Annotated in this window: 25 protein-coding genes and 1 tRNA gene; 15 read left to right on the plus strand and 11 right to left on the minus strand. The window is 71.2% G+C overall.

Features of this window, described 5'->3' with window-relative positions; all coding sequences use genetic code 11:
- Nucleotides 1–125 precede the first annotated feature (125 nt).
- From ACGFYY_RS22945 to ACGFYY_RS22955, 3 genes are all read left to right on the plus strand, one after another.
- Nucleotides 126–713 carry a hypothetical protein gene (locus ACGFYY_RS22945; RefSeq protein WP_393711863.1) on the plus strand — a complete coding sequence of 196 codons (588 nt, stop codon included), beginning with the start codon at nucleotides 126–128 and terminating at the stop codon, nucleotides 711–713.
- 217 nt (nucleotides 714–930) lie between these two features.
- Entirely contained in the window at nucleotides 931–2,238 is a 1,308-nt protein-coding gene (locus tag ACGFYY_RS22950) for a hypothetical protein (RefSeq protein WP_393711865.1), read from the plus strand.
- Nucleotides 2,235–4,055, plus strand: a complete 1,821-nt coding sequence (locus ACGFYY_RS22955; protein WP_393711867.1) for a hypothetical protein — start codon at nucleotides 2,235–2,237, stop codon at nucleotides 4,053–4,055. Before ACGFYY_RS22950 ends, ACGFYY_RS22955 begins: the two co-directional genes overlap by 4 nt.
- Before the next feature lie 235 nt (nucleotides 4,056–4,290).
- Here ACGFYY_RS22955 and ACGFYY_RS22960 read toward each other — a convergent pair.
- The 7 genes from ACGFYY_RS22960 to galU all read right to left on the minus strand — a co-directional run bounded on the left by ACGFYY_RS22960 (nucleotide 4,291) and on the right by galU (nucleotide 9,751).
- A tRNA-Ala gene (locus ACGFYY_RS22960) sits at nucleotides 4,291–4,364 on the minus strand.
- Nucleotides 4,365–4,442: 78 nt separating this feature from the next.
- Nucleotides 4,443–5,495 carry a hypothetical protein gene (locus ACGFYY_RS22965; protein ID WP_393711869.1) on the minus strand — a complete coding sequence of 351 codons (1,053 nt, stop codon included), beginning with the start codon at nucleotides 5,493–5,495 and terminating at the stop codon, nucleotides 4,443–4,445.
- A gap of 182 nt (nucleotides 5,496–5,677) precedes the next feature.
- Nucleotides 5,678–6,322, minus strand: a complete 645-nt coding sequence (locus ACGFYY_RS22970) for a GNAT family protein (RefSeq protein ID WP_365267745.1) — start codon at nucleotides 6,320–6,322, stop codon at nucleotides 5,678–5,680.
- 17 nt (nucleotides 6,323–6,339) lie between these two features.
- Nucleotides 6,340–6,843 (minus strand): MogA/MoaB family molybdenum cofactor biosynthesis protein, encoded by a 504-nt coding sequence (locus tag ACGFYY_RS22975; protein WP_365267793.1) that lies wholly within the window; start codon nucleotides 6,841–6,843, stop codon nucleotides 6,340–6,342.
- An 80-nt stretch (nucleotides 6,844–6,923) separates the two neighbouring features.
- Nucleotides 6,924–7,403 carry a cyclic pyranopterin monophosphate synthase MoaC gene (moaC, locus tag ACGFYY_RS22980; RefSeq protein WP_030012065.1) on the minus strand — a complete coding sequence of 160 codons (480 nt, stop codon included), beginning with the start codon at nucleotides 7,401–7,403 and terminating at the stop codon, nucleotides 6,924–6,926.
- A 73-nt stretch (nucleotides 7,404–7,476) separates the two neighbouring features.
- On the minus strand, nucleotides 7,477–8,844 hold the full coding sequence (gene glp / locus ACGFYY_RS22985; RefSeq protein ID WP_393711872.1) for a gephyrin-like molybdotransferase Glp: 1,368 nt from the start codon (nucleotides 8,842–8,844) through the stop codon (nucleotides 7,477–7,479).
- 4 nt (nucleotides 8,845–8,848) lie between these two features.
- A complete protein-coding gene (gene galU / locus ACGFYY_RS22990) occupies nucleotides 8,849–9,751 on the minus strand; it encodes a UTP--glucose-1-phosphate uridylyltransferase GalU (RefSeq protein ID WP_301370378.1) in 903 nt (300 codons plus the stop codon).
- Nucleotides 9,752–9,846: 95 nt separating this feature from the next.
- Between galU and ACGFYY_RS22995 the strand changes: the two genes are divergently transcribed.
- Nucleotides 9,847–10,464 (plus strand): 5-formyltetrahydrofolate cyclo-ligase, encoded by a 618-nt coding sequence (locus ACGFYY_RS22995; protein ID WP_393711875.1) that lies wholly within the window; start codon nucleotides 9,847–9,849, stop codon nucleotides 10,462–10,464.
- On the opposite strand, the gene ACGFYY_RS23000 is transcribed toward ACGFYY_RS22995, so the two are convergent.
- Nucleotides 10,461–13,337, minus strand: a complete 2,877-nt coding sequence (locus tag ACGFYY_RS23000; RefSeq protein ID WP_393711877.1) for a penicillin acylase family protein — start codon at nucleotides 13,335–13,337, stop codon at nucleotides 10,461–10,463. The genes ACGFYY_RS22995 and ACGFYY_RS23000 overlap by 4 nt on opposite strands.
- A gap of 215 nt (nucleotides 13,338–13,552) precedes the next feature.
- Here ACGFYY_RS23000 and ACGFYY_RS23005 point away from each other — a divergent pair, with 215 nt between their 5' ends.
- The 8 genes from ACGFYY_RS23005 to ACGFYY_RS23040 all read left to right on the plus strand — a co-directional run bounded on the left by ACGFYY_RS23005 (nucleotide 13,553) and on the right by ACGFYY_RS23040 (nucleotide 21,643).
- Nucleotides 13,553–15,076: a potassium/proton antiporter gene (locus tag ACGFYY_RS23005; RefSeq protein ID WP_393712052.1), complete on the plus strand. Its 1,524-nt coding sequence runs from the start codon at nucleotides 13,553–13,555 to the stop codon at nucleotides 15,074–15,076.
- A 394-nt stretch (nucleotides 15,077–15,470) separates the two neighbouring features.
- The gene (locus ACGFYY_RS23010; protein ID WP_393711879.1) at nucleotides 15,471–16,877 is read left to right on the plus strand and encodes an MFS transporter; all 1,407 of its coding nucleotides are present in this window, start codon (nucleotides 15,471–15,473) and stop codon (nucleotides 16,875–16,877) included.
- Between the two features lie 67 nt (nucleotides 16,878–16,944).
- Entirely contained in the window at nucleotides 16,945–17,268 is a 324-nt protein-coding gene (locus ACGFYY_RS23015) for an FmdB family zinc ribbon protein (protein ID WP_030761807.1), read from the plus strand.
- 82 nt (nucleotides 17,269–17,350) lie between these two features.
- A complete protein-coding gene (locus ACGFYY_RS23020; RefSeq protein ID WP_030009687.1) occupies nucleotides 17,351–18,184 on the plus strand; it encodes an S-methyl-5'-thioadenosine phosphorylase in 834 nt (277 codons plus the stop codon).
- 745 nt (nucleotides 18,185–18,929) lie between these two features.
- A complete protein-coding gene (locus ACGFYY_RS23025; RefSeq protein WP_365267754.1) occupies nucleotides 18,930–19,487 on the plus strand; it encodes a carboxymuconolactone decarboxylase family protein in 558 nt (185 codons plus the stop codon).
- A 16-nt stretch (nucleotides 19,488–19,503) separates the two neighbouring features.
- Nucleotides 19,504–20,262, plus strand: coding sequence for an orotidine-5'-phosphate decarboxylase (gene pyrF, locus ACGFYY_RS23030; RefSeq protein WP_393711883.1), 759 nt, complete (start codon nucleotides 19,504–19,506; stop codon nucleotides 20,260–20,262).
- A 379-nt stretch (nucleotides 20,263–20,641) separates the two neighbouring features.
- Entirely contained in the window at nucleotides 20,642–21,031 is a 390-nt protein-coding gene (locus ACGFYY_RS23035) for a hypothetical protein (RefSeq protein WP_393711885.1), read from the plus strand.
- 120 nt (nucleotides 21,032–21,151) lie between these two features.
- A complete protein-coding gene (locus tag ACGFYY_RS23040; RefSeq protein ID WP_393711887.1) occupies nucleotides 21,152–21,643 on the plus strand; it encodes an MscL family protein in 492 nt (163 codons plus the stop codon).
- A 22-nt stretch (nucleotides 21,644–21,665) separates the two neighbouring features.
- On the opposite strand, the gene ACGFYY_RS23045 is transcribed toward ACGFYY_RS23040, so the two are convergent.
- The gene (locus ACGFYY_RS23045; RefSeq protein ID WP_365267759.1) at nucleotides 21,666–21,878 is read right to left on the minus strand and encodes a hypothetical protein; all 213 of its coding nucleotides are present in this window, start codon (nucleotides 21,876–21,878) and stop codon (nucleotides 21,666–21,668) included.
- A 314-nt stretch (nucleotides 21,879–22,192) separates the two neighbouring features.
- Here ACGFYY_RS23045 and ACGFYY_RS23050 point away from each other — a divergent pair, with 314 nt between their 5' ends.
- Together ACGFYY_RS23050 and ACGFYY_RS23055 are read left to right on the plus strand one after the other, a co-directional pair.
- Nucleotides 22,193–23,344: a low temperature requirement protein A gene (locus ACGFYY_RS23050; protein ID WP_393711889.1), complete on the plus strand. Its 1,152-nt coding sequence runs from the start codon at nucleotides 22,193–22,195 to the stop codon at nucleotides 23,342–23,344.
- A gap of 79 nt (nucleotides 23,345–23,423) precedes the next feature.
- Complete coding sequence (locus ACGFYY_RS23055) at nucleotides 23,424–24,677, plus strand: cytochrome P450 (protein ID WP_393711891.1); 1,254 nt, start codon at nucleotides 23,424–23,426, stop codon at nucleotides 24,675–24,677.
- 87 nt (nucleotides 24,678–24,764) lie between these two features.
- Here the strand turns inward: ACGFYY_RS23055 and ACGFYY_RS23060 are convergent, their stop codons facing one another.
- Nucleotides 24,765–25,259 (minus strand): DUF5949 family protein, encoded by a 495-nt coding sequence (locus ACGFYY_RS23060; RefSeq protein ID WP_033223804.1) that lies wholly within the window; start codon nucleotides 25,257–25,259, stop codon nucleotides 24,765–24,767.
- A 56-nt stretch (nucleotides 25,260–25,315) separates the two neighbouring features.
- The gene (locus ACGFYY_RS23065) at nucleotides 25,316–25,906 is read right to left on the minus strand and encodes a hypothetical protein (protein WP_393711894.1); all 591 of its coding nucleotides are present in this window, start codon (nucleotides 25,904–25,906) and stop codon (nucleotides 25,316–25,318) included.
- Nucleotides 25,907–26,061: 155 nt separating this feature from the next.
- On the opposite strand from ACGFYY_RS23065, the gene ACGFYY_RS23070 reads away from it, so the two are divergent.
- Nucleotides 26,062–26,499: a DUF6299 family protein gene (locus ACGFYY_RS23070; protein ID WP_393711896.1), complete on the plus strand. Its 438-nt coding sequence runs from the start codon at nucleotides 26,062–26,064 to the stop codon at nucleotides 26,497–26,499.
- The last annotated feature ends 11 nt before the right edge of the window (nucleotides 26,500–26,510 follow it).

Here is a 26,510-nt window from a genome sequence, read left to right on the forward strand (position 1 = left end):
TCAGGCTCATGCCCCAATGCGCCTCAACTGCCAGACTTCGTTGGTCATTTGACTGCCGGGCACGACTGGCATTCCCTACGATGACTGCCGTTGTCCTGTCGTACGGGAGAGCCGAGGAGGGGCGGATGGACTTCACAGGGGCGGGCGAGCCGGATGCGGCTCCCGGGTTGCGGACGGCTGTTGGGATCTACTCCGGCAAGACTGATCGGACGCTGGCGCGGATCTCGGAGCTCGAAGCAGAGCTCGCGAACCTCCGAGTCGAGGCGGCAAAGTACGCGAGCACTCGCGATCAGCTGAGCGAAGCTCTCGCCGAGCTCCTCGCAGGTAGCTCGGCGCCGTCCGAGGACGATCAAAGCTCCCAGCAGGAAGCTGACGCGGAGGACGAGGACGGCGATGCGTCCGCCGACGCCGAGCCAGAACCGAGCAAGCCGCCAGAGGAGACGCGTGCCAGGCAGAGCGGGCCTTCACGGTCGCCGTCCGGGCAGTTGATGCAGGCGGTCGAGCAGATCCTCGTGGGCGCCGGACGGCCGATGAAGGTCAAGGACATCACAGAGGCCCTTGGGCGCCCGACCAAGGGCGACGAAGGGCGGGCGCCCATCGAGACGACCCGCCGGACCTGCAAGCGGCTAGTGAAGAACGACCGTGCCGTGGAGCACCCGATCGGCACCTTCGCCGCCCACCGGGTCACGGAATCGCAGGGAGGGGACGCCTGACGCCGCCGCCCCGAACATGAGACGTCCCCTCCTCCCCTTGCGGGGAGAAGGGGACGGGCTCCGTTGAGCTTGGACCCTCTTCGGAACCAGTGACGTGGACCCTCGTAGTGGCTCACGCATCCCCGAGGCTAGAGCAATCCGCCTCGCCTCGGGGGCGCGTGGCCTATTTCGTCGTTTCCTGGGGCGGGTTTCCCTGGGGACGGGAAGGCCGATTTTGATGCGTACTGCGCATTCCGTCCCGCGGGTACAGCGGGGCAGCGAGGAAATCTTCCAGGCGGGCAACGGTGACGACGTCCGGCCAGCACCGGCCGGCGAGCAGGTCGGCAATGGCCTGCCGGTTGACCCCGGATCCGGTAGACACCTGTCGCAAACTTCGCTTCTCGCGCTCCAGGGCAAGCGCGAGCTCGCGGGCGATGGCCTGGACGACTCTGGCGGCGACGTCGTCGACGGCGGAGTCGGGCCAGGATTCCGGATCGCGGGCAAGGTCTCTCGGCGCGGTCTTGCGGGCCAAACCTCCGACCATGTCGATGCACTCCTTTCCGTGAAGATCGCCTTCGACGTCTTCACTGGCTGCTTGTCCAGCCGGTTCTGTTGGTCTGTGACACTGAGCTCGGAGGTCTCCAGCAAGATCCGCGACTACCGGCCCCGGCTGCCGCATCGGCAGTGGGCGCCGGTCGCCGAGCTGGTGAGAGCCACCGTGGCGGCGACAGCTCCGGCCACCTGCTACGCGGCGGAGCATCTGCTGCACGTGATCGGCCGGATCGCGGTCTGGGCGGACCGGAGCGGGCTGCCGCGGGACCCGGGAACCTGGCTGCGGACCGAGACGATCGACGCCTTCATCCTGTCGGGCTGCGTTGCGGCAAAGGACTCGACGGTGCTGACCTACCGGACCTGGCTGCGGCGGGCACGGGAGGCTCTGGTGTGGGTACAGCGCGGAGAGGCCCCTCCGGCTCGACTTTCCTCGCCTCGCACACCTCAGCAGCCTTATGGTGCCGGAGAGTTGGCTCGCCTGCGGGATTGGGCGAATCATCTGCCGCACCAGGCTCGACTCGACGGCCTCGCCCTCATGACGCTCGGAGCCGGGTGTGGCCTGATGCCGGGCGAGATCCCGCCCATGCGAGGCAGTCACGTTCGCGTGACCTCTGGTGGGGTCGCGGTGCTGGAGGAGAAGCTGCTCGGCCGACTCGTGGCGTGCCACTCCGACTGGGAAGGCACGCTGGCCGAGCTGGCAGAGACCTCCGGACCCGGATTCCTCTTCCGGCCGGGACGGAAGGTCGCCGCAGCCAAGAACCTCGTCTCGTCCTGGCCTGCCCGCCATCAGCCCCACGCGGGCCTGCCGCCGCTCTCCGCTCGGCGATTGCGGTCGACGTGGATCGTCGGCCGGCTTTCCGAGGGCATCAGTCCGGAGGCGGTCGCTTCCGCCGCAGGCATGGCCTCCCCTGCCGGCTTGGCGGGCTACCACCACTGGGTGCCCCCACTACCCAGGGCGGAGGTGATCCGATTGCTGCGTGGCCGCCGCTCATGAGGGCGCGGCCTGAAGCCGACCAGCTGGCCGCCCGCCATGCGCGGCCACGACTGCGTCCTGGAAGGCTCACCGAGATCCCCGACTCCAAGGTCGGCCAGCTGCTGACAGTGCTCGACCGCTCCGGCCTGCCCCAACAGCTGGAGGACATGCTGCAAGGCCGTCCTGGGCCACCAGGCGTACGGCCCAGGACCGTGCTGGCCGGCCTGATGCTCGCCGTGTACTACACGGGCCGAGCCACGGTCTCCGACGCCTGGCGGATCCTGCACTTCCGTCTCCAGCCCGCAGCCCGCGCCTGGCTCGGCATCCCCGAGATGCCGCCGTCCACGGCACGCGCGTGCATAGCTGCCAGTCGTCGTCTCTACCGAGGACTGGACCGGATCACCACCGTGCTCGACCCGGCGCGCTGCGACCGGCGTCGGCGCCTCGCCCAAGCGGAGGCTGACATCCACTCCGCTGTCTGGGATGAGACTGCTGGCCGCGCCGCCGCGAACCGGCTCCAACGGCTGGCGAACGATCTCGTACTGGCCCCGGTCCGGCTGGCACAGCAACGCGGATACATGCGGCACTGGGCCGGTGACGTAGGAGTGGACGCCACCTCGATCCCGGTTCAGGCCAAGCCCGACAGCGACTACTCGGGCACGGCCTCCGTCGAGATCACCGCTGGCTGGCACTTCAGCGGCGGCTCCGACAACGGCATCTTCGGCTACAGCGCGACCCTGCTCGTCGCCGCCCACTCCCGCACAGGCGAAGGGGCCACGAAAGACCGCCGCGCGACCTCCTACCCGCAGCTCTGCCTCGGCCTCACCCTGGACACTCCGACCGTCCGCACGGGCGAGAACGCGGTCACCGTGCTGAAGCACCTTGCCGACCTTCGGTTGCCGACAGGTACCTGTGCCGCGGATCGCGCCTACACCGGCTGTTCGCCGGGGAACTTCCAAATCCCCGTACGCCGACTCGGCTACCGCCTCGCTCTGGACTACAAGGCAGCCGACCGTGGCATCCAGGGCAGCTGGCAGGGGGCCGTACTGATCGACGGCTCCCTCGCTTGCCCGCACATCCCCAACGCCCTGGCTCAGGCCACTCACGGCATGGACGACAAGACCTTCCGCGGACGCCTCGATGAACTGAAGCCACTGGTCGCCGAGCGACTGCCCTACTTCCTCAAGCTCAAGCAGAACGCCGACGCCCGAGGAACCGTGCGCCTGCAGTGCCCGGCGGCCGGCCCGTCGCCCTCGGTGCACTGTCCACGCCGAGAGCGCCTCCGTCCCGTACGACCGAACGCCTCTGGCCCGCCTCAGACCGTGATCAAGCTGGCGGATCGCCGCTCCCGCGCCAGCCATGCCTCGGCTCGCCCCACCATCCAGCTTCCTGACAGGGAGTGGACGGACCCTCCCGGCAAGGACGCGCTGCCGGCCGTCTGCGGCGCATCCGCGATCAGCGTCCCCGCCGACGCGGCCGGAGACCTGAAGATCGCAAAGTTCCGACAGGACAGTAACTACCTCAGCCCCGCCTGGGACCGGATCTACAAGCCGATCCGCTCCCACAACGAGGGCCTCAACGGTCGCCTCAAGGGCGCCTACATGGACATCGGCAACCCCATGCACCGCCGAGCGCCCGGCCAGGTTGCCCAGACGATCCTGATCGCGATCATGGTGGCCGTCGGGAACCTGGACATCCTGGAAACCTGGCTCTACGAGCGCACTGGCAGCCGACTCTCCGACGCCGACTTCGACTCCATTCCGGCTCCGCCAGATCGCGACCGGCCCTACGTCCCCACACCACTCGACAAAGGGCGGCATCCGCCGGCCAACCTCTGATCGTGCCGCTTCACAGCCACACATCACGACCACCAGCCCCGGGTGATCGGGGCCGGTTCGCATGCCCTGGCAACGGCCAGGCGTCTGCCCAGCAACCCGCCAGACCCGATACGCCGCCATCCACCACCCCGAACAGGCATCGAACGACCCCCGAAACGACGAAGATCCCGCCCGATCTTGCGATCGGACGGGATCTCGTCAACGTTCCTGAGAGCTACTCAAGAACAGTCGTCTGTGGACCTGTGGGGATTTGAACCCCAGACCCCCTCGATGCGAACGAGGTGCGCTACCAGACTGCGCCACAGGCCCTTGCGACGTGTGAAACATTAGCATCCCCGCGCGGGTGCTCCAAAACCGATATCCCGGAGCGTCCGCGCAGGTCATCGATCACTCGTTCGCGGCGCGCGGGCGGTCCTCGCCCTCGTACTGGTCGAACAGCGGGGTGCGTCCCCTGCCCTGGCCGCGCGGGCGCGGGGTGGTCGGGGACTTCGGGTCCGGCTTGAGCTCGGACGTGAGCTCCGACTTGGGGGCCCCGGGCTGGGCGCGCAGGCGGGGTTCCGTCGGCTCGGCCGTGCTGGAGCGGGTGGCGCTCCAGGCGTCCGGGGCCGCCGGGCCCGTGGCGCGGGGGGCGACCGGCGCGGTCACGTACGTCGGCAGCGGGACCGGGACGGGCTCCCAGCTCTCACCGCGGGCGGGGCCGCGTTCGCGCTCGCGCTGCTGGTCCACCCACTCGGCGTGGTCGGTCTGCTCGACCAGGGCGCGCCGTCCGGCCTCCTGCGGGGAGACCGGTGGCGCAGGGTCCGGTTCGCTGCCCGACGCGGCCTCGGGCTCGCGACGACTCGGACGGTTCTCCCGTAGCTGGCGGGCGGCCGCCTCGGCGCGCCGCCGGTCCATGGTGAACTCGTAGCGCCGTCGCTCCTGGACCCGCAGGTGCACGATGTACGTGCTCAGCAGCAGGGCGGGTACGGCGGGGGCCCACAGGTAGCGCAGGCCGCCGACCGCGGCGACGACCGCGCCGAGGGTGAAGACCAGGAAGAGGAGCGCGGTGGTGCGCCGGCGGCGCGCGAGGACCTGGAGGCGCTGCTCACGCCGGGCCCGCTCCGCGCGCTGCTCCCGTTCGACGGTGGCCGGTCTCGGCTCCGCCCTGGTCGGGGACACGCCGAAGGCCCGGGCGTCGGCGTCGACGGAATCAACCGTTTCCGTCGCGGCGTCCGGGTCCGCGTGGGGCTGGGGCTCCGCCTGCTCGTCACCGCGCTCACGCAGCCCCTTGGCGTAACGGCGCTCCATTCCCGCCCGGCCGGAAAGCAGCCGAATGGCAGTGGAGAAGCGTTCCGTCGGACGGGCTTCGTTCAGCTCGTCCTGCCTCCGGAGCCACATGGGCACCAAGTAGGCGGCCCAGGCCCCGACAATGACTGCGTAGATGAGGCCGCTGCTGCTCACACCTCACACCGTAGAGGGGCGCGGCCGAGGGGATCGGCCAATTGGGCCGGTGTGTCGCACGATCTCGCTGATATCACCGACTTTTTTTGTGATTCTTCGGATCAGGTTATGGGCGAATCGGTTACCCGAGGCCATTAATTCGAACAGATATTCGTTTATCGCTGCTCGGGGTGGTGCCCGCGCTATTTCGGCGAAGACGGTGAAGAGGGCGAGGACGGAGAGGACGGCGGCCTCGGCGAGTGGCGCGCCCGGTGCCAACGGCGCAGCAGCCCCTCCGGGACCTCCTCGACCGTCACCGCGTAGACGAGGTGGTCGCGCCAGGCCCCGTCGATGTGCAGATAGCGCGGCCGGAGCCCCTCCTCGCGCAGGCCCAGCTTCTCCACGACCCGTCGGCTCGGGATGTTCTCGGGACGGATGCACACCTCGATCCGGTGCAGGCCCACCTTGCCGAAGCAGTGGTCCACGGCCAGCGCGACCGCCGTCGGCATCACGCCGCGGCCCGCCACCTCGCGGTCCACCCAGTAGCCGATGTGGCCCGCGCACATCGAGCCCCAGGTGATCCCGGCGACGGTGAGCTGGCCCACCAGCCGGCCCTGGTACTCGATGACGAAGGGCAGCATCCGGCCCGCGTTCGCCTCCGCCCGCAGATGGCGGACCATCTGGCGGTACGTGGGGCGCTGGACCACCGGCCCCCACGGCGCGGGCGGCGGAATCGTGGCCTCCCACGGCCGGAGCCAGTCACGGTTGCGCCGGTTGACCTCGCGCCAGGCCTTCTGGTCCCGCAGCTTTATCGGCCGGAGCGTGACATCGCCGTCCGACAGGACCACCGGCCAGGTCGGGCCGTTCAGCTCGGGCTCCCGGAGGGTGCCGCCGGTCCGGGGTGGTCGCCGCCCCGCATCTGGTCCACCGCGTGCGGCAGGACGCGGGCCAGGACCGCGAGGCCGTCGCGCACCCCGCCCGTCGAGCCGGGGAGGTTCACGATCAAGGTGCGTCCGGCCACGCCCGCCAGGCCCCGGGACAGGGCCGCGGTCGGCACCTTCGCCAGGCCTTCGGCGCGGATGGCCTGCGGGATGCCGGGGATCTCGTAGTCCAGCACCCGCGCGGTGGCGTCCGGGGTCCGGTCGGTCGGCGAGATCCCGGTCCCGCCGGTGGTCAGGATGACCTCGTACCCGGCGGCCACGCCCTCGCGCAGCGCCTGCTCCACGGGATCGCCGTCCGGGACGACCCGCGGGCCGTCAACGGTGAAGCCCAGCCGCTCCAAGGCCTCGGCCAGCAGCGGGCCGCCCTTGTCCGCGTACACGCCCTGGGAGGCGCGGTTCGAGGCCGTGACGACCAGGGCCCGGCCCAGCGCCTGCGGGGAGCCCGCCGGTTCGGCCGGGGTGGACCGGCTGTGGCTGTGGCTGTGTACGTCGCCGCCGCGCGGGGCGTTCACGAGCGTGCCCAGTCGCCGGACTTGCCGCCCGTCTTCTCCTCCACCCGGACGTCCGTGATGACCGCGCCCTTGTCGACCGCCTTCACCATGTCGATCACGGTGAGACCGGCGACCGCGACGGCGGTCAGCGCCTCCATCTCGACGCCCGTGCGGTCGGTCGTCTTCACGGTGGCGAGGATCTCGACGGCGTCGTCGGCGACCCGCAGGTCCACCTTGACGCCCGAGACGGCGAGCGGGTGGCACAGCGGGATCAGGTCGGGGGTCTTCTTCGCCCCCATGATCCCGGCGATGCGCGCGGTGGCGAGGGCGTCGCCCTTGGGGACACCCTCGCCGCGCAGCAGCTCGATCACCCGCGGGGCGACGAGGACGCGTCCGCTGGCCCGTGCCGTCCGGGTGGTGACGTCCTTCCCGGACACGTCGACCATCCGGGCCGCGCCGGCCTCGTCGATGTGGGTGAGCCTGCTTTCGGTACTCATTGCTGCGCCGCTCCGCTCTGGGCTCCGGGGGAGCCTGTGTGGTGCGACACACGCTACCCGCACCGGCCCGACTTCAGCCGAGCAGGATCACTTCCAGCTCGGTCCCCGGCTCCACCGAGGTGACGTCCTCCGGTACGACCATCAGGGAGTCCGCGTGCGCCAGCGCGGCGATCAGGTGGGAGCCCGATCCGCCGACCGGACTGACCGTGCCGCTCTCCGCGTCGTACGTGCCGCGCAGGAACTGGCGGCGGCCGGCCGGGGAGCCGAGTGCCTTGTCGGCGCTCAGCACCGCGCGCACGCTCGGCCGCCGGACCTCGGACTCCGGCAGCCCCATGAGGGCGCGGATCGCGGGCCGCACGAACAGCTCGAAGGAGACGTACGAGGACACCGGGTTGCCGGGCAGGGCCAGCAGCGGGGTGTGGTCGGGGCCGATCGTGCCGAAACCCTGCGGCTTGCCGGGCTGCATGGCGAGCTTGCGGAAGTCCATCCGGCCGCCGTCGACGTCCTGGCCCTCGCCCTCGCCCGCGTCGGACTGCCCGACGGAGGACAGCGCCTCCTTGACGACGTCGTACGCGCCGACGCTGACCCCGCCCGTGGTGACCAGCAGGTCGGCCCTGATCAGCTGGTCCTCGATGGTGGCGCGCAGGGTGTCGGCGTCGTCGGCGACGGCGCCGACCCGGTAGGCGATGGCGCCGGCGTCCCGGGCGGCCGCGGCCAGCGCGAAGCTGTTGGAGTCGTAGATGGTGCCCGCCGCGAGCGCCTCACCCGGCTGGACCAGCTCACTGCCGGTGGACATGACCACCACGCGGGGGCGCGGCCGCACCCGTACGGTGCCGCGCCCGATGGCGGCCAGCAGGGCGATCTGCGGCGGCCCCAGGACGGTGCCGGCCGCGAGGGCCAGGTCACCGGCCTGTACGTCGCTACCGCGCGCGCGGACGTGGGCCCGCGCCTCGGCGGCGCGGTGCACCCGGACCTCGCCGCCCGCCCGCTCGGGGGCGGCACTGGCCGGGGTCATCCCGGCGGCCGCGCCGCCGCCCGTGCCGCCGTCGGTCCACTCGACCGGTACGACGGCTTCAGCGCCGGGCGGCAGCGGGGCGCCGGTCATGATGCGGGCGGCCTCGCCGGGGCCGACGGTGGGCAGCTCACCGCTGCCCGCCGCGACGTCCCCGACGACCGTCAGCACCGCGGGGAACTCCTCGCTCGCACCCTGGACGTCGGCCGTTCGGACGGCGTAGCCGTCCATGGAGCTGTTGTCGAAGGGCGGAAGGGCGACGGGCACGGTCACGTCTTCGACCAGGACACAGCCCTGGGCGTCCAGCAGTTGGAGCTCGATGGGCTCCAACGGCCGGACGGCCGAGAGGATGTCCGCGAGGTGCTCGTCCACGGACCACAGACGGTGGCCGCCCTCCGGTCGAGGATCCTGCGGTGCGGAACTGCTCAAGGTGCTACATCTCCTCCGTGACGTAACGGTGAAGCCAGGTGCGGAACTCGGGGCCCAGGTCCTCGCGCTCGCACGCGAGGCGGACGATGGCCCGCAGGTAGTCGCCGCGGTCCCCGGTGTCGTAGCGACGGCCCCGGAAGATCACGCCGTGCACCGGACCACCGACGGTCTCGTCGGCGGCCAGCTTCTGCAGGGCGTCGGTGAGCTGGATCTCCCCACCGCGGCCCGGCTCGGTCTCCCGCAGTATGTCGAAGATCGCGGGGTTGAGGACGTAACGTCCGATGACCGCGTAGTTGCTGGGGGCGTCCTGGGGGTCCGGCTTCTCGACGAGGCCGGTGATGCGGACCACGTCCTCCTCGTCCGTGGCCTCGACGGCGGCGCAGCCGTAGAGGTGGACGTTGGCCGGGTCGACCTCCATGAGCGCGATGACGGTGCCGCCGGTGCGGGCGTAGATGTCGGCCATCTGGCGCAGCAGCGGGTCGCGCGGGTCGATGAGGTCGTCACCGAGCAGGACGGCGAAGGGCTCGCGGCCGACGTGCGGCTCGGCGCACAGCACCGCGTGGCCGAGGCCCCGCGGGTCGCCCTGGCGGACGTAGTGCATGGTGGCCAGGTCGCTGGACTCCTGGACCTTCTTCAGGCGGTCGTCGTCGCCCTTGGCGATGAGAGCCGACTCCAGCTCGTAGTTCCGGTCGAAGTGGTCTTCCAGGGCACGCTTGTTACGCCCAGTGATCATGAGAACGTCATCGAGCCCGGCCCCGACGGCCTCCTCGACCACATACTGAATGGCCGGCTTGTCCACAACCGGGAGCATTTCCTTCGGGGTCGCCTTGGTCGCCGGGAGGAAGCGGGTACCGAGGCCAGCGGCCGGAATCACGGCCTTCTTGATCACGGGGTGCAACATAGTCATGCCCCGAACGATAGTGGCCTTCCGTCGAACGCCGGACGAGATCGCAGCAGGTAGATACAGGTATGCCCCGATTCGGAAGGATATTTGATTTCCTCGTGGCAGAGAACCAGCCCACCGCTTCCGCCAAGGCCGAACTGCGCCGAGAACTGCTCTCCGCGCGCCGTGCCTTGTCCCCCGAACAGTGCCGCGCGGCGGCCGCCGCACTCGCCGTCAGGGCATGCGAACTGCCCGAACTGGCCGACGCCCGCACGGTGGCGGCGTACGTCTCGGTCGGCACCGAACCCGGTACCCGGGACCTCCTCGACGCCCTGCGCGCGGCCGGCAAGCGGGTGCTGCTCCCGCTGCTGCTGCCCGACAACGACCTCGACTGGGCCGCGTACGAAGGCCCGGCCTCACTCGCCGAGGCCGCCCACCCGGGCAAGATGCGGCTGCTGGAGCCGACCGGCCCCGCGCTCGGACCGGACGCGGTCACCGGGGCCGACGCCGTGTTGCTGCCCGGGCTCGCGGTGGACGGCCGCGGGATGCGCCTCGGCCGCGGCGGAGGCTCGTACGACCGGGTGCTGGAGCGGCTGGAGCGCGCCGGGGCGCATCCCGCGCTGGTGGTGCTCCTCTACGACGAAGAGGTGGTCGCGCGGGTCCCGGAGGAACCGCACGACCACCCCGTACGAGCGGTGGCGACCCCCTCAGGGATGCGCCGCTTCGGTCGTCCCTAGGAGCCGGCCCCCTCGGGCTTGAGGGTCAGGGTGTCGACCGTGGCCTTCTCGACGGCTTCCTTGCCGAAGGGCCACTCCAGCAACTCGCCCTTGGCCCACATCGTCGTCTGGTCCGTGTAGTGCGCGTTGTACGCGTGCCCCGAGGCACCCGTCAGGTTGATCCAGCGCGACTTGTCGAGCTCGTTGAGGTTCACGACCATCCGCATCGAGGGCACCCACGTGACCCCGTACCCGCTGGAGGCGTTCCAGCCGGTCGCGTTGACCGTGGCCTCGCCGCCGCCCACGTCCCACGGGCCGCGGTTGAGGAGCCACCGCATGAAGCCGGGGCCCTCGGTGCCGATCGTCTGGTTCTTCAGTGTCAGCTGGTGCAGGCGGCCCCAGCTCCAGGTGGACTGGTCCTTGCCGAGCTTGGCGGTCAGCTCCCAGCGGGCGTCGCGCATGGCCCGGGCGAAGAGCTCGTCGCGGTTGGTGACGGCCGGCAGCGTGATGGTCCTCGGCGAGGTCCACCACGCCGACTTCTCGTCCTTGACCAGGCGGCGGACCACCTCGAACCAGCGGTCGCCGCCGTCGGGCTGCGCGGAGTCGGAGTCGCGGGTGCCGCATTCGCGGACCGTCTTGGCGAGGTCGTCGGCGGGGCCGGTGCCGGTGCCGACGACGCTCATGCAGCTGCCCTCGATCCGCAGCTCCTTGGGCATCTTGTCGCCGAAGGCCAGCTTGAGGATGTTGCGCCAGACCGCGTTGAAGTAGGCCGCGGCCGCCGAGTCGGGCTCCTGCGTGTAGTTCCAGCCGTCGAGCAGCTTCTGCGCGGCCCGCACGCCCGGGTCCGAGACCTCTATCTTCGCCAGCATCGGGGTCAGCAGCGCGGCGATCTCGCTGCTGTTGTCCATCTGCATGGTGCGCATGTCGTCGGTCGAGATCCGACCGCCGTCCTTGATCTTCGCCTCGATGAGGTCGTTGATCCGCTGGCTGCGGGCGCCGTAGCCCCAGTCGGTGGTCAGCAGGTTCGGGTACTTGCCGGCGCCGGTCCCGGTCTCCACGACCGCCTGGTTGGCGGTGACGATGTAGCCGCGGGACGGGTTCTGGTCCCAGGGCATCTCGCTCTGCGGGATGTAGCCGGCGTTGTCCTTGCCGCCCTTCCAGGCGTACTTGGAGTCCCAGCCCGGGGCGGGCATGCGGCCGTCGCCCTGGCCACGCACCGGGATGCGGCCCGGGGCCTGGTAGCCGATGTTGCCGTTGGTGCCCTTGTTGTCGGCGTAGATCAGGTTCTGCGACGGGACCTCGAAGTCGGCGGCCGCCTTGCGGAAGTCGTCGAAGGTCTTGGCCCGGTCGAGCTTGAAGACCGCGTCCATGGACTTGCCCGGGTCGAGCGCCGTCCAGCGCAGGGCGACGGCGTAGCCGTCACCGCGGTCGGGGGCGGAGCTGGCGACGGGGGCGCGGCTGCCGACCGTGCCGAGCTCCTCGCTGCGGTCCGAGACGAGCGGGCCGTTGTTGGTGGTGCGAACGGTGATCTTCTTGCTGTCGCCGCCCGCGATCTTGATGACCTCTTCGCGGGTGGTGAAGGGGAGCACCTTGTTGTCGTAGACGTAGCCCTCGGGCTTGACCTGCTCCAGGTAGAGGTCGGTGACGTCGGCACCGAGGTTGGTCATGCCCCAGGCGATGTCGGTGTTGTGGCCGATGATCACGCCGGGCATGCCCGAGAAGGTGTAGCCGGCCACGTCGTACTGGCACTGGGCCGAGACCGCGCGGCAGTGCAGGCCCATCTGGTACCAGACCGAGGGCAGCTGCGGGGACAGGTGCGGGTCGTTCGCGAGCAGCGGCTTGCCGGTGGTCGTGTACTTGCCGGAGATGACCCAGGAGTTCGATCCGATGCCGCTGCCGTTGGGGCCGAGGATCGCGGGGATCTTGTCCAGGGTGTCGGCGAGGGAGGTCAGCTGGGTGCGCAGCCCCACGGTCGCGCCCTGGGCGGCGACGTTGTCGGCCAGTCCGTTGGCCGGAGCGTCGGTCGGGGCGCCGATCGGACCCGTGACGGTCGAGGTCTGGCCGCCGACGGCGTTGCCGCCGGAGCCGCTGCCCGAGCCGGTACCGGTGCCCGAGCCGCTGCCCGTGACGCCCTGCGGGGTGTACTTGCCGCCGTCGACCTTGCCGCCCTCGACGATCGGCTTGTTCCGGTCGAAGGGGTACGGCGGGTAGAGCTCGTCGATCTGCGCCTGCGAGAGCTTGGTCGCCATCAGCGCGCGGTCGATCTCGTCCTGCATGTTGCCGCGCAGGTCCCACGCCATCGCCTTGAGCCAGGCCACCGAGTCCACCGGCGACCACTGCTCGGGCCGGTAGTCGTCGGTGAGCTTCAGGGCCGCGTGCTCGACGGAGAGGTCCTTGCCGGACTTCCCCTTCAGGTACGCGTTGACCCCGTCGGCGTAGGCCTGGAGGTACTTCTTGGTCTCGGGCGACAGCTTGGTGTCGAACTCGGCCTGCGCGACCTGGCGCCAGCCCAGCGTGCGCAGGAAGGCATCGGTCTCGACCTGGCCGGAACCGAACATCTCGGAGAGTCGGCCGGACGTCATGTGACGCCGTACGTCCATCTCCCAGAACCGGTCCTGCGCGTGCACGAAGCCCTGCGCGCGGAAGAGGTCGTCGTCGTTGTCGGCGTAGAGCTGGGGAATGCCGTGGGCGTCGCGCTTGACGTCGACGGTCCCGGTCAGGCCCGGCACCTTGAGGGAGCCGGTCGTCTGGGGGAAGGAGGCGCGCACGCCGTCCACGCTCCAGTACGCCCCGTAGCCGAGGCCCGCGACGAGAGCCAGGACCAGGACGAGCACGATCAGACGGGCGCGTCGTCCCTTCTTCTTGACGGGAGGAGCGGTTTCGTTGGCGGGCATCGCTGTCCTTAGAGGGGCAGGGTGGTCCTGGGAGTGCTGGGAGCAACCATAGGCGCAGGACCGACTTCGTTGATCCGCCAGGGGTGGAGCTGACGAGGACAGGAGCGAACAGGCGTTTCACAATGTGGTTATCGCGTAAAGGGCGCGTCAAAGATTAGGTAAGGTAACGAACTACTTGCCGAACTTGTCGCCGGGAGGATCGATCCACCGGGCGCATTGAGGAGGGCCGCCCGCTGACTGTCCACACGCTCAATGAGCTTCTGCTGGTCTGCTCGCTCGTGCTGCTCGTCGCCGTGGCGGCGGTACGCATCTCTTCACGCAGCGGCCTTCCCAGCCTGCTCATCTACCTCGGCATAGGCATCGCGATAGGCCAGGACGGCATCGGCAACGTCGTGTTCGACAATGCCGAGCTGACCCAGGTCATCGGTTATGCCGCGCTCGTCGTGATCCTCGCCGAGGGTGGTCTGGGCACCAAGTGGAAAGAGATCAAGCCGGCCCTGCCGGCAGCGGTCATGCTGTCACTGGTGGGCGTCGCGGTGAGCGTGGGCGTGACGGCGGCGGGAGCGCACTACCTGGTCGGCCTGGAATGGCGCCAGGCCCTGCTGATCGGCGCGGTCGTCTCCTCGACGGACGCGGCGGCCGTCTTCTCCGTGCTGCGCAAGGTCCCCCTGCCCGCGCGGATCACCGGCGTGCTGGAGGCCGAGTCCGGGTTCAACGACGCACCCGTCGTGATCCTGGTGGTGGCCTTCTCGACGGTGGGTCCGGTGGACGAGTGGTACCTCCTGATCGGCAAGATCGCCCTGGAGCTGGCGATCGGCGCGGCGATCGGCCTGACCGTGGGCTTCCTGGGCGCGTACGGGCTGCGGCACGTCGCGCTGCCCGCCTCCGGCCTCTACCCGATCGCCGTGATGGCCATCGCCATCGTGGCGTACGCGGCCGGCGCCATCGCGCACGGCTCCGGCTTCCTCGCCGTGTACCTGGCGGCGATGGTGCTCGGGAACGCCAAGCTTCCGCACTGGCCGGCCACCCGGGGCTTCGCCGACGGGCTCGGCTGGATCGCCCAGATCGGCATGTTCGTGCTGCTGGGCCTGCTGGTCACCCCGCACGAGCTGGTTCGCGACTTCTGGCCCGCTGTGATCATCGGGCTGGTGCTGACGATGGTGGCGCGACCCTTGGAGGTGTTCATCAGCCTGCTGCCCTTCCGGCTCTCCTGGCAGGAGCAGGTGCTGATGTCGTGGGCGGGTCTGCGCGGAGCCGTGCCCATCATCCTGGCGACCATCCCGATGGTGTCCGGGATCGAGGGCAGCGACCGGGTCTTCAACATCGTCTTCGTGCTGGTCGTCGTCTACACCCTGGTGCAGGGGCCGACCCTGCCGTGGCTCGCGCGCAAACTGAACCTCGGCAGCGGGGAGGAGGGCGCCCTGGACCTCGGGATCGAGTCGGCGCCCCTGGAGAAGCTGCGCGGGCACCTGCTGTCCTTCTCCATCCCGCCGGCCTCGCGGATGCACGGCGTGGAGGTGAGCGAGCTGCGACTGCCGCCGGGGGCCTCGGTCACGCTGGTGGTCCGGGACGCGAAGAGCTTCGTGCCGGCGCCGTCGACCGTGCTGCGCCACGGGGACGAGCTGCTGGTGGTCGCCACGGATCCGGTCCGGGACGCGGCGGAGGCGCGGCTGCGGGCGGTGGCCCGGGGCGGCAAGCTCGCGGGATGGCTGGGCACGGGCGGACCCGTTTCCCGTTAGAGCGCGGTCGGGCCCGTTGCTTGTTAGAGCGTCGTTCTAATTCGGCCAATTTCGCCGAGCTATGTCCCCTTTTGCCTGTCTTTCCGGGCTCTTTACATGCGAAGCGGCCGTTAATCCCAGGTGAAGACACCCCTTGTCGCCGAATTCACAGGGCGTGGTAGTGGGTTTCCCTGTACGATGAAGGCACACCAGATCGAACCAACTCTGCCTGACGCAGAGCTGGCGCGACCGCAAAGCGGCCGTGGCACCACCCCGTAGTGGGCGCCCAGGTATCACTCGGTTCTGCGCAAGAGGACAGCTCTCGGGGCTCCCACATGTACGGGTGCGGCCGCTCACAAAGCGGAGCATCGTCCGCAGACGGGGACGCTCTACCAGGCAGCGGAAAGGCAAGGCCGTGACATCCGCGGTCACGTCCGACACGTCCGTCCGCCCCGGCTACGGGCAGCTCCTGCGCACTCCCGGCGCCCTCGGCTTCGTACTCCCCGGCTTCGCAGCACGACTCCCCTTCGGCATGCTGACGATCAGCATCCTGCTGCTGGTCCAGCACACCACCGGTTCCTACGGCAGCGCCGGCGTCGTCGCCGCCGTCACCGGTATCTCCATGGCCCTGTCCGCCCCGCTGATGGGCATCTTCACCGACCGCTTCGGCCAGAGCGCCGTCCTGCTGCCGGTCGTCCTCGCGCACGCCGTCGCCGTCACAGGCCTGGCCGCGCTCGCGCTGCTGGACGCCCCGCTGCTCGCGCTGGCGGCCGCCGCCGTACCCACCGGCGCCTCGGTGCCGCAGGTCGGACCGATGGTCCGGGCGCGCTGGGCCGCCAAGCTGGAGGGCTCTCCGCTGCTGCCGACGGCCGCCGCCTTCGAGTCCGTCACCGACGAGTTCACCTTCGTCGTCGGCCCGGTCCTCGCGACCGCGCTGTGCACCGGCGTCCACCCGGCGGCCGGCCTGGTCACCGAGGCCACGCTGACCCTGCTCGGCGGCCTGCTCTTCGCGGCCCGGCGGGCCGGCCAGCCCAAGGTCCACGCCCCGTCGCCGACCGGTGAGAAGCGCGCCTTCGCGCTGTCCTTCCCGGGCCTGCGCGTCCTGATCTTCGCGTTCCTCGGGATCGGCGCCGTCTTCGGCGGCATGCAGGTCTCGCTCGCCGCCTTCTCCGCCGAGATCGGCAACCCCGGCGCCAACGGCCTGCTCTACGGCGTCTTCGCCGCCGGCAACATGATCTCCGGCATCGCCATGGGCGCCGTCGCCTGGAAGATCGGCCCGCGTCGCCGGCTGATCCTGGGCTACATCGGCCTCACCGCCGCCGCCTCCGTCCTGTGGGCGGCGAACTCGATGATCCTGCTGGGCGCGCTCGGCCTGGTCGTCGGCCTGTTCATCGCCCCGGCGCTGATCACCGGCTACACGATGGTCGAGCAGCTGGTCCCCGCGAACGCCCGGACCGAGGCCTTCACCTGGCTGACCGGCTCGATCGCCTTCGGTCAGGCCATCGCCGTCATCCTGGCCGGCCGACTGACGGACGCGCACGGATCCTCGTTCGGCTTCCTCGTGCCCATGGGTGCCACCGCTCTCGCGCTGACCACTCTGCTGGCCCTGCGGGCGAAGCTCGCGCCGAAGGCCCCGAGCCGGATCGTGAACGCGTCCGCACAGGAGACCGCGCCCGCCGCCCCGGCGAAGCCGCAGGTCACGGAGCGGGTGACGATCCCGGCCGAGGTCCGGACGACCGCCCGCGCCACGGACGCTCCGGCCTCCCGTGACCGGGTGAACGAGCGTGGGATCGGTCACCGCGTGCCGGTGACGGTGGACTGATCCGCCGGAATACGTCACCATGGAGCGTCGTTAGCACTCATTGAGTCAGAGTGCCAGGAGGAAATTCGTGCCGACCTACCAGTACCAGTGCACCGAGTGCGGTGAGGGCCTTGAGGCCGTGCAGAAGTTCACCGATGACGCACTGACCGTGTGCCCGAGCTGCGACGGACGCCTGAAGAAGGTGTTCTCCGCGGTCGGCATCGTCTTCAAGGGCTCCGGTTTCTACCGGAACGACAGCCGTGGCGCGTCGTCGAGCAGCACCCCTGCCTCGAAGCCGTCGTCCAGCTCCTCGTCGTCCTCGACGTCGACCGCTGCCGCCGCTCCTGCCGCCTCGTCCTCCTCGACGTCGTCGAGCTCGTCGAGCAGCAGCAGCTCCACGTCGGCCGCCTGATCGCTTCTCCCCCGAGGCCCCGCCGCCCCTACCGGCAGCGGGGCTTTCGGCATGCCCACGGCAGGGCCTTAGGGTGGACCGCATGGTGAACGCAGAGATCGGTGTCATCGGCGGCTCGGGCTTCTACTCCTTCCTGGAGGACGTCTCCGAGATCCAGGTGGAGACCCCGTACGGACCCCCGAGCGACTCCCTTTACGTGGGTGAGCTGGCCGGGCGCCAGGTGGCCTTCCTGCCTCGGCACGGGCGCAGCCACACCGTCCCGCCGCACAAGATCAACTACCGGGCCAACCTGTGGGCCCTGCGCTCGGTCGGCGTCCGCCAGGTGCTGGGCCCCTGCGCGGTCGGCGGTCTGCGGGCCGAGTACGGGCCGGGCACGCTGCTCGTCCCCGACCAGCTGGTCGACCGTACGAAGGCCCGTGCGCAGACCTTCTTCGACGGCGAGCCGCTGCCGGACGGGTCGGTACCGAACGTCGTGCACACCACCTTCGCCGACCCGTACTGCCCGGTGGGCCGGTCCGTGGCGCTGGCGGCGGCCCGCGGGCGGGACTGGGAGCCGGTGGACGGCGGCACCATGGTCGTGATCGAGGGACCCCGCTTCTCCACGCGGGCGGAGTCGCGGTGGCACGCGGCGGCGGGCTGGTCGGTGGTCGGCATGACCGGCCACCCGGAGGCGGTCCTCGCCCGCGAGCTGGGGCTCTGCTACACCTCGATGGCCCTGGTAACGGACCTGGACGCGGGCGCGGAGACCGGTGAGGGCGTGTCCCACACGGAGGTCCTGAAGGTGTTCGGCGAGAACGTCGGACGGCTGCGCGAGGTCCTCTTCGACGCGGTGGCGGCCCTGCCGGCCACGGAGACCCGGGCCTGCCTGTGCACGCACGCGCACGACGGCTGGGACCTGGGCATCGAACTGCCGTAGCCCCTTCTGCCGCAGGCCTTCTGCCGCAGGCCTTCTGCCGCAGGCCTTCTGCCGCAATTCTCCTGCCGCAGGCTCCGCGGCGGCTCTGTCAGTAGCGTCCCCCGGCCTGCGCGCAGGGGGTATCGGGGCGGGACGGCCGTGGCGCACGCGACGGTGGCGGTGCTGCGTGAGTTCGCGGCGGAGGCCATGTGCGCGGGCGTCGACGGGGATGAGGACCTGGGCGGTGGCTGGTCGGCGGTGCGCCACGCCGACCGGCCGGACGGCGTGGCGTCGGTGGCTGCGGCGTCGGTGGCGGCTGCGGCTGCGGCTGTGCCGGCACGGCGGACCGGAGCTCCGGCGCTCACGGTGGCCCCTCTCGTCTCGACAGTCACGTCGGCGTCGTCGAGGCCGCCGCCTTCGCCGGGGGCCGCTGGACGGCGCTGCTCGACCGGGTCATGGCCGAGAACTACCCAGATATCCGTCGACCGGTTCCCGGTGGAGACGGCCCTGGCGTGCGCCCTCGACCGGGCCGCAGCGGGCGGCCTGACGGCCGACCCGGCCGGTATATGGGCCGCTCTCACCGGCTCCGCGCCGTGCGCGGAGGAGCTCACCGTCCGGCTCCTCGGCGCTCTCGGGATCGCTCCCGCGGGGCCCCTGCGCCGCAGGCGCCTGGAAACCCGCCGCCGGCTGTCACATCCCGGCCGGCTGTCCGGTCCTCCCTGGTGACGGCGGAATCAAGACCGCCCCGGCCAGGGAGATGACTGTCATGCCGCGTATCTCGCTCACCCCGCCCCGCACCCTGCTCCTGCGGATCGGGGCCTGGTACTCGCGCCGTATGTACGGCAAGGTGCTCGACCCCGGGCAGGCCTACGGGCACCACTCGCGTGTGCTCCTCTCGTACGTCCGGCTGGAGCGGAGCGTGGCGAAGTGGCACGCGCTGGACGCCGGGCTGAAGCACCTCGCCGTGATGGCGGCGGCGGCCCGTATCAACTGCTCGTGGTGCATGGACTTCGGGTACTGGGAGGGCCACGAGCTGGGCGTGCCGACGGAGAAGATCGAGCGGGTGCCGCGGTGGCGGGAGGCCCCTGAGGTGTTCACCGAGCTGGAGTTGCTGGTCATGGAGTACGCCGAGGCCATGACGGAGACCGAGCCGACGGTCACGGACGAGCTCGCGCGGGAACTGATCGCGCGGCTGGGCGAGAAGGCGTTCGTCGAACTCACCGCGATGATCGCGCTGGAGAACTGGCGCTCGCGCGTCAACAGCGCCTTCGGCCTGACCGGTCAGGGCTTCGCGGAGGCCTGCCAGGTCCCGGCCGACCGGTGACCTCGACAATGACGGCGTGAACACCGACCTCCCCCACGCCGACCGCGGCGTCATCGTCGCCCTCGACTTCGACCACCGCAGGGCCGCCGAGGCGCTCGTCGAGCGCCTCGGCGACGCATGCGACTTCTACAAGATCGGCCTGGAGCTGTTGACCGCCGCGGGCCCCGGACTCGCGCGGGACCTCGTCGCGCGCGGCCACGAGGTCTTCCTGGACCTGAAGCTCTTCGAGATCCCGAACTCCGTCGCCGGAGCGGTCCGGGCCGCCGGCGCGCTGGGCGCGTCCATGGTGACGGTGCACGCCATGGGCGGTACGGGGATCATGTCCGCGGCGGTGGAGGCGGCGCGGGAGTTCCCGCGGCTACGGGTGCTCGCCCTGACGGTGGTCACCAGCATGACCGGGAGCGACCTCGCGGACATCGGCGTGGCCGCGGACACCGAGGAGCAGGTGCTACGGCTGGCCCGGCTGGCCGAGGGGGCGGGCTGCGACGGGGTCATCGCCTCGCCGCGGGAGGCCATGGCGGTGCGCGGGCTCCTGGGGCCGGACCGGTTGGTCGTCACGCCGGGGGTGGTCCTGGAGCCGGAGGGCGGCGCGGCGGGCGGGCACGCCCGGCCGGGGACGCCCCGGGCCGCCTTCGCGGCCGGGGCCTCGCACGTGGTGGTGGGGCGGTCGGTCGCTCGGGCGGCGGACCCGGTCGCCGCGCTGCGGCGGGTGCGGGCGGCCGCCGGGGCCGTCGGGGCCGTCGGGGCCGTCGGGGCCGTCGGGGCCGTCGGCTGACTCGTACGGGTGACGGGGTTGTCCACAAGCTGGGGATCGTCCACAGGCCCCGGCGGGATTCCCGGTGAGGCCGGATCGTGAGAGGTGTCCGGGCGTCGGGTCCGGGCACAGCAACTCACTCGGTCTGGTGGTGTTCGTCATGTCCCGTGGTTCCGCGACCCCTTCGTCCTGCTCCACCCCTTCCGCCCCTTCATCTCCTACCACTTCATCCTCTTCCTCTTCCTCCCTCTCCTCCGCCCCGCACATCTCCCACGCTCCGGCCGCCTGCGCGACGGCGTCCGCGTGTCCGCCGGCGCGCCCGGTCCCGGCGTTCCCGCCGCTTCGCGTGGGGCGGGGCGGGGACCGGCTGCGCCGGGCCGTGCGACGGAGGCGACGGGCCGTGTCGGCCGCGTTGGCCGTCGTGGCGGCGGCCGTGGCGGTGGGTGGGACGGAGGCGCAGGCCTCGCGGGGCGCCGCCCGGCCGGAGGTACGGGCGGCTCAGGGTGCGGCGCCACCCGCCGCGGTGCGGATGGTGTCGGCTCCCGTGCGCATCGCGGACGCGGCGACGGTGCGGCTGCTGCGGCCCGGTGACCGGGTGGACGTGGTCGCGGCGGAGCGCACCGGGCCGCCCGAGGTGGTGGCCGCCGGGGCGCTGGTCGGCGAAGTGCCCGAGCCGGACAAGGGTGTCGCGGACGGTGGGGCGCTGGTGGTGCTGTCCGTGCCGCGGGACACCGCTCGGGTTCTCGTGGGCACGGGCGCTACGACCCGACTGGCGGTGACGTTGTGCTGATTCGCACACACGGCCGGTCAATTCACCGCGAGATGAGGCCCGATTGGACACGCCGCGGCCTGACTGCCGTAGCTTTCGGAACCGTTGGCTCCGTGTTCGGCAGATGTGAAGAGAGGCTCAGTGGTGAGCGAGAAGAAGAAGGAGAGCGTGCTGGCAGGCTTCAAGGCCTTCCTGATGCGCGGCAACGTGGTCGACCTGGCGGTGGCCGTGGTCATCGGCGCCGCGTTCACGAACATCGTGAACTCGGTGGTCAAGGGGATCATCAGCCCGGTGATCGGCGCGGTCGGCACGCAGAGCCTGGACGGCTACAAGACCTGCATCAAGGCCCCGTGCGGCGTCGGCGCGAACGGCCAGCCGACGGGTGTCGAGATCCTCTGGGGCTCGGTGCTGAACGCGACGCTGACCTTCGTCATCACCGCTGCGGTCGTGTACTTCCTCATGGTGCTGCCCATGTCGAAGTACCTCGCGCGGCAGGAGGCCCGGCGCAAGGCACGGGAAGGCGTTCAGGAGCTTGTCGAGATCACCGAGCTGGAGGTCCTGAAGGAGATCCGGGACGAGCTGGTCGCACAGCGCGGCGGCGCGGCCCCCACCGGTCCACGCGGCGGGTTCTGACCTGTCCGGCCGCCTCGGCCGGTCAGACGTGGTGCGGGGGCTTCTCGTCGAGGAAGCGGGCCAGGTCGGCCGCGCTTCCGCCGGCGGGCGGGCGCTCGCCCCAGCCTCGGTCGGTGTCGTCCGAGGACTGCTGGTCCAGCGGGTCGTCGAAGACCAGCCGGGGCTTCGGCCGGGGTCGGTCGGCCTCGGGGGCGGTGCGCGAGGACCGCGGGTCGGGTGCGGGGGTGCTGCTCATGCCTCCAGGGTACGGCCGCCCGCCGGGCCGTCCCGGCGGCCCTGTCGCCCGCCCCGGCCGCCGGCCCGTCCCCCGGCCCGGTGCGGGCGGGCGGCTCGGCCCCGGCAGGGGTGTAGGACCACCGGCACACCGGCGGGCACGCGGCCCTGATGCCGAGGGGGGTCCCGTGACGGCGCCCGCCTGGGGCTCCGGCCAGGTCAGGGCCACGGACCGCGCCGCGCCTCCGCCCGGGGCACACCGGCCGTGCGGGCCGCGCGTCCGCCCTGCCGGAGGTCGCCGCCTCTGGTCTCCTGGCCGGTATGGCCTACTCCCCCATGACCGCTCGCAGCCCCGACGAGCTCCACCGTGCCTCCACACCGCTGGAGCTGTTCTTCGACCTCTGCTTCGTCGTCGCCATCGCCCAGGCCGGCGCCCGGCTGGTGCACTCGCTCGCGGAGGGCCATCCCGGCGCGGGGGTGGTCGGCTACTTCTTCGTCTTCTTCGGCGTGTGGTGGGCCTGGATGAACTTCACCTGGTTCGCCTCGGCCTACGACGTGGACGACGTCCCGTACCGGATCGCGACGCTGGTGCAGATCGCGGGTGTGCTCGTGTACGCGGCCGGCGTGAGCCGGGCCTTCGACGACAACGACTGGACGGTCGCGGTCGCCGGCTACATCATCATGCGCGTCGCCCTGACGGCGCAGTGGCTGCGGGCCGCGTCCGGGGAGCAGGGCGAGGCCCGGGCGGCGGCGCTGAAGTACGCGGCCGGACTGGTGATCTGCCAGCTGGGCTGGATCGGCCTGCTGTTCGTCCCCGACGACCTGAAGCGCTGGACGTTCCTCGTCCTGCTCGTCGCCGAGCTGGCGGTTCCGGTGATCGCGGAACGCGGGCACCAGACGCCCTGGCACGCGCACCACATCGTGGAGCGGTACGGCCTGTTCACCATCATCGTGCTCGGCGAGACGATCGCCGCGGCCACGGTGGCCGTGAAGTCCGCGATCGACGAGCACGAGGCGTTGGACCAGTTGCTGCCCATCGCCGCGGGCGGGCTGCTGATCGTCTTCGCCGCGTGGTGGATCTACTTCGCCGTGCCGATGCACCAGCACCTGACGTCCAACCGCGAGGCCATCCCGTGGGGTTACGGACACCTGCTGATCTTCCTCTCGGGTGCGGCGATCGGCGCCGGCATCGAGGTCGCGGTCGAGCACGCCGTCGGAAAGGCGCACATCTCGCAGATCGCCGCGAACGCCGCCGTGATGGTCCCGAGCGCGCTGTTCCTGCTGATGGTGTGGCTGCTGCACTCCCGCCACTTCAAGCGTGGCCTCGCCCAGCAGCTGGTCCTGCCGGTGTCCGCCCTCGTGACCCTCGCCTGCACCTGGTCGGGTACGTACGCCGTCCTGTGGGCGGGCCTCGTCGGGGTGCTGACGGTGGCGGTCGGTCTGGCCCTGTCCACGCGGGCCGGTGAACGCACCGGCGCCGCCGTCTGAGCTCCGGCGAACCGTCACCCCCGTGCCCCCGCCGCCGTTCTCCAGCGCAGAACGACGCGCACCGACTGGAGGCCCTGCCTTGACACTCCCGGCACAACGCCACGGCACCGACCCCGGCAGGGAGCTGGCCGAGCCAGGTTTCTGGCAGCAGCCCCCCGCCCACCGCCTCGCCGCCTTCGCCCGACTGCGCGCGGCCGAGGGTCCGGTGTTCGTCCCCGAAGGGTCCGGGCGCGGCCACTGGGCCCTGGTCCGCCACGCCCAGGTGCAGGAGGCCAGCCGCCTCCCCAAGGTCTTCGCCAGTGCCCCCGGCGTGACCACTCCTGAGCCGGCCCGCTGGGTGCGGGCCCTGTTCGGGGACTCGATGGTCAATCTGGACGGTCCCGACCACGCCCAACTGCGCAAGATCGTGCAGCGTGCCTTCACGCCCCGCCTGCTGGCGGCCGCCGAGGCCGACATCCACGCCGTGGCCGCCCGCATCGTGGACGACGTACTGGCCGAGCGGCCCGAGGAGTTCGTCTCGGCCGTGGCCTCCCGGCTGCCCCTGGAGGTCATCTGCAACATGATGGGCATCCCGGAGCGGTACCGGGCCGAGATCGCCGACCGCGTCAACCACGCCTCCGAGAACATCGGTGTGGAGCGGGGCCTGGCCTCCCGGCTGCGGATGCCGGGCCGCGGGCTGCGCGCGCTCGCCCGGATGCAGCGGATGGTGGCGGGCATCGGACGGGAGCGGCGCAAGCACCCCACCGACGACCTGATCTCGGCGCTGGTCCGCGCGAACGTCGACGGCCAGGCCCTCGGGGCCCGCCAGCTCGGCGCCTTCTTCTCCCTGTTGATGGTCGCCGGGGTGGAGACCACCCGGAACGCGATCACCCATGGGCTGTCCCTGCTGACGGACCACCCCGACCAGCGGGACCTGCTGCTCTCGGACTTCGAGACGTACGCGGACGGCGCGGTGGACGAGATGATCCGGCACTCGACGCCCATCATCCAGTTCCGCCGGACCGTGGCCGCCGAACACACCATGGACGGGCACGTGTTCCGGCCGGGCGACAAGGTGGTCCTCTACTACGCCTCCGCCAACCGCGACGAGGCGGTCTTCCCCGACCCGGACGCCTTCGTCATCACCCGCTCGCCCAATCCGCACCTGGGGTTCGGCGGCGGCGGCCCGCACTTCTGCCTGGGTGCGCACCTGGCCCGGGTGGAGATGAAGGCCCTCTTCCGTGAGCTGCTGACCCGGCCGGTCGGGTTGCGGGCGGTGGGGCTGCCGGACCTGGCGGGGTCGAACTTCGACAACCGGGTCCGTTCCCTCAAGTTCGCCTTCGAGCGGCCCTGACGGCGGCCCGGGAAAAAGCGGAACCGGCCACCGGGCGGGCTGGGAGCCCGGCGGCCGGAGCGGGTGGCGGCGGCACCCGGTCGGTGGCTACCGCTGCACGCGCCGCACGGCGAGCACGCAGTGCGCGCTGCTGGTGAGCACCGACTCGTCGCCCGCGAAGGCCTGCAGGGTCTCCGGGGCGACCGGCTGTCCCGGGACCGCCTCGGGCCAGGCGCGGGTGGCGAAGAGGAAGTACGCCTGGCCGCTCTCGTCCGCCGCGGCGACCCACTCGTCGGGGGCGGTGCAGCGCGCGTTCATCCCGGGCAGGGTGAGCGCGATCTGGTTGCCCTCCAGCAGGATCTGCACCGGGAAGGTGGCCGCCTTGAGGGTGCCGTCCATGACCACGTCGCCGATGGGCAGGCCGATCTCCTCCAGCAGCCCGCGAGCGGCCGCCTCGCCCGCCTCCCGGCCCTTCGGTCCGTCCCCGAGGGTGTAGGCGAGGAGGTACGGGATGTCGTGCGCCTCTTCGGGGTCGCCGATCCAGGCGAGCACCGAAAGGGTGCCGAGCTGGGACCGGTCGATTTCGGCTTGAGTAGAAGTCATGCGCGCACCCTAGTGGTCTCTCCGCCGACCCTTTCACGGCCCTTCACCCGGGCGGGCTAGACGGTCCAGAATCCCTCTCCGGGATTCGCCTGCGTGTTCGCGTCCTGGTACTGGAGACGCACAATGCGCGCGCTTTCCGGAATTTCGAACACCACCCACCCCTCGGCCCGCTCACCGACCTCCAGGGAATCGAAGACGATCGGTTTGCCGGTGGTCAGCTCGCCGGTCCTCACCACCGGGTGACGCCGCCCCGCGCTGTCGTGCGCCCACATGCGCCCGAGCGCCCCGTACGAGGCCCCGCCCACGTTGACGAAGGACATCGAGGCGGCCACCCAGCGCTTCCCGGCGGGCGGCGCGAAGTTCTTGTCCACGCTGATCGCCGGGTCGACGAACGCTCCGAGATCGACCTGGAGGTGTCGGCCGACCTGGGCGCCGTGCACCCGTGCGGTGCCACCCACATGGGCGTCCTTCACGGCGGGCCGTGCGGGAGCCTCCATCGCACCCGGCGCCCCGTCGTCCACCAGCACCGCCGGCGCGGCGCCGGGCGCGAGCGCGTCCGGCTGGGGGGCGCTCTGACAGGCGGTGGCACCGAGCAGCAACAGCGGGAGCAGGACGAGAACGGGCAGCGGGAGGGCGGGCTGGCGCATGCAAGATCCCTTCGGGGGTGATTTCGGCAAGTTTCACGCGCCTGGGGAGGTAATTGCGCACAACGACACGAGCGCACGGATCACGTGCGTACGCCCACCTGCCAGCACAATGCGTTCCGGCGGAATCCCGCCGTCCGACGCACCTGGAGGAATGAATGCGCATCTCCGCCCGCCGAATGTCACTCGCGGCCTTCTCCGCACTGGCCGCCACCACGCTTTTCACCGCCCCGGCCGGCGCCACCGTTTTCGAGCAGGGGATTTCCGTACAGGACGCGTACGTCGCCCACGACGGCGCCGTCACCCTTTCCGGGACGTACCACTGCGAGCAGGCGTCACCCATGGGAGCGATGCAGATCAAGGCGACCGTCGCACAGGAGGGTGGCGGCCGGCTGAGCGTCGGCGCGGAGCAGATCGTCTGCGACGGACAGGAGCGCCGCTGGGTGGCGAACGCGCCGGGGGCCTACGCGAACGTGCACCCGGGCCGCGCGGCGGTCACCGCCGAGCTCCAGGAGGTCCGGTTCTCGGGCCTGATGCCGAGGTCGATCACCACCGTCGCCCAGGACGCGCGGAGCGTCGAGGTCCGCGAGCACTGAACGGTGCGGGC

The sequence above is a fragment of the Streptomyces sp. NPDC048331 genome, from assembly GCF_043201215.1.
Taxonomy (GTDB): domain Bacteria; phylum Actinomycetota; class Actinomycetes; order Streptomycetales; family Streptomycetaceae; genus Streptomyces.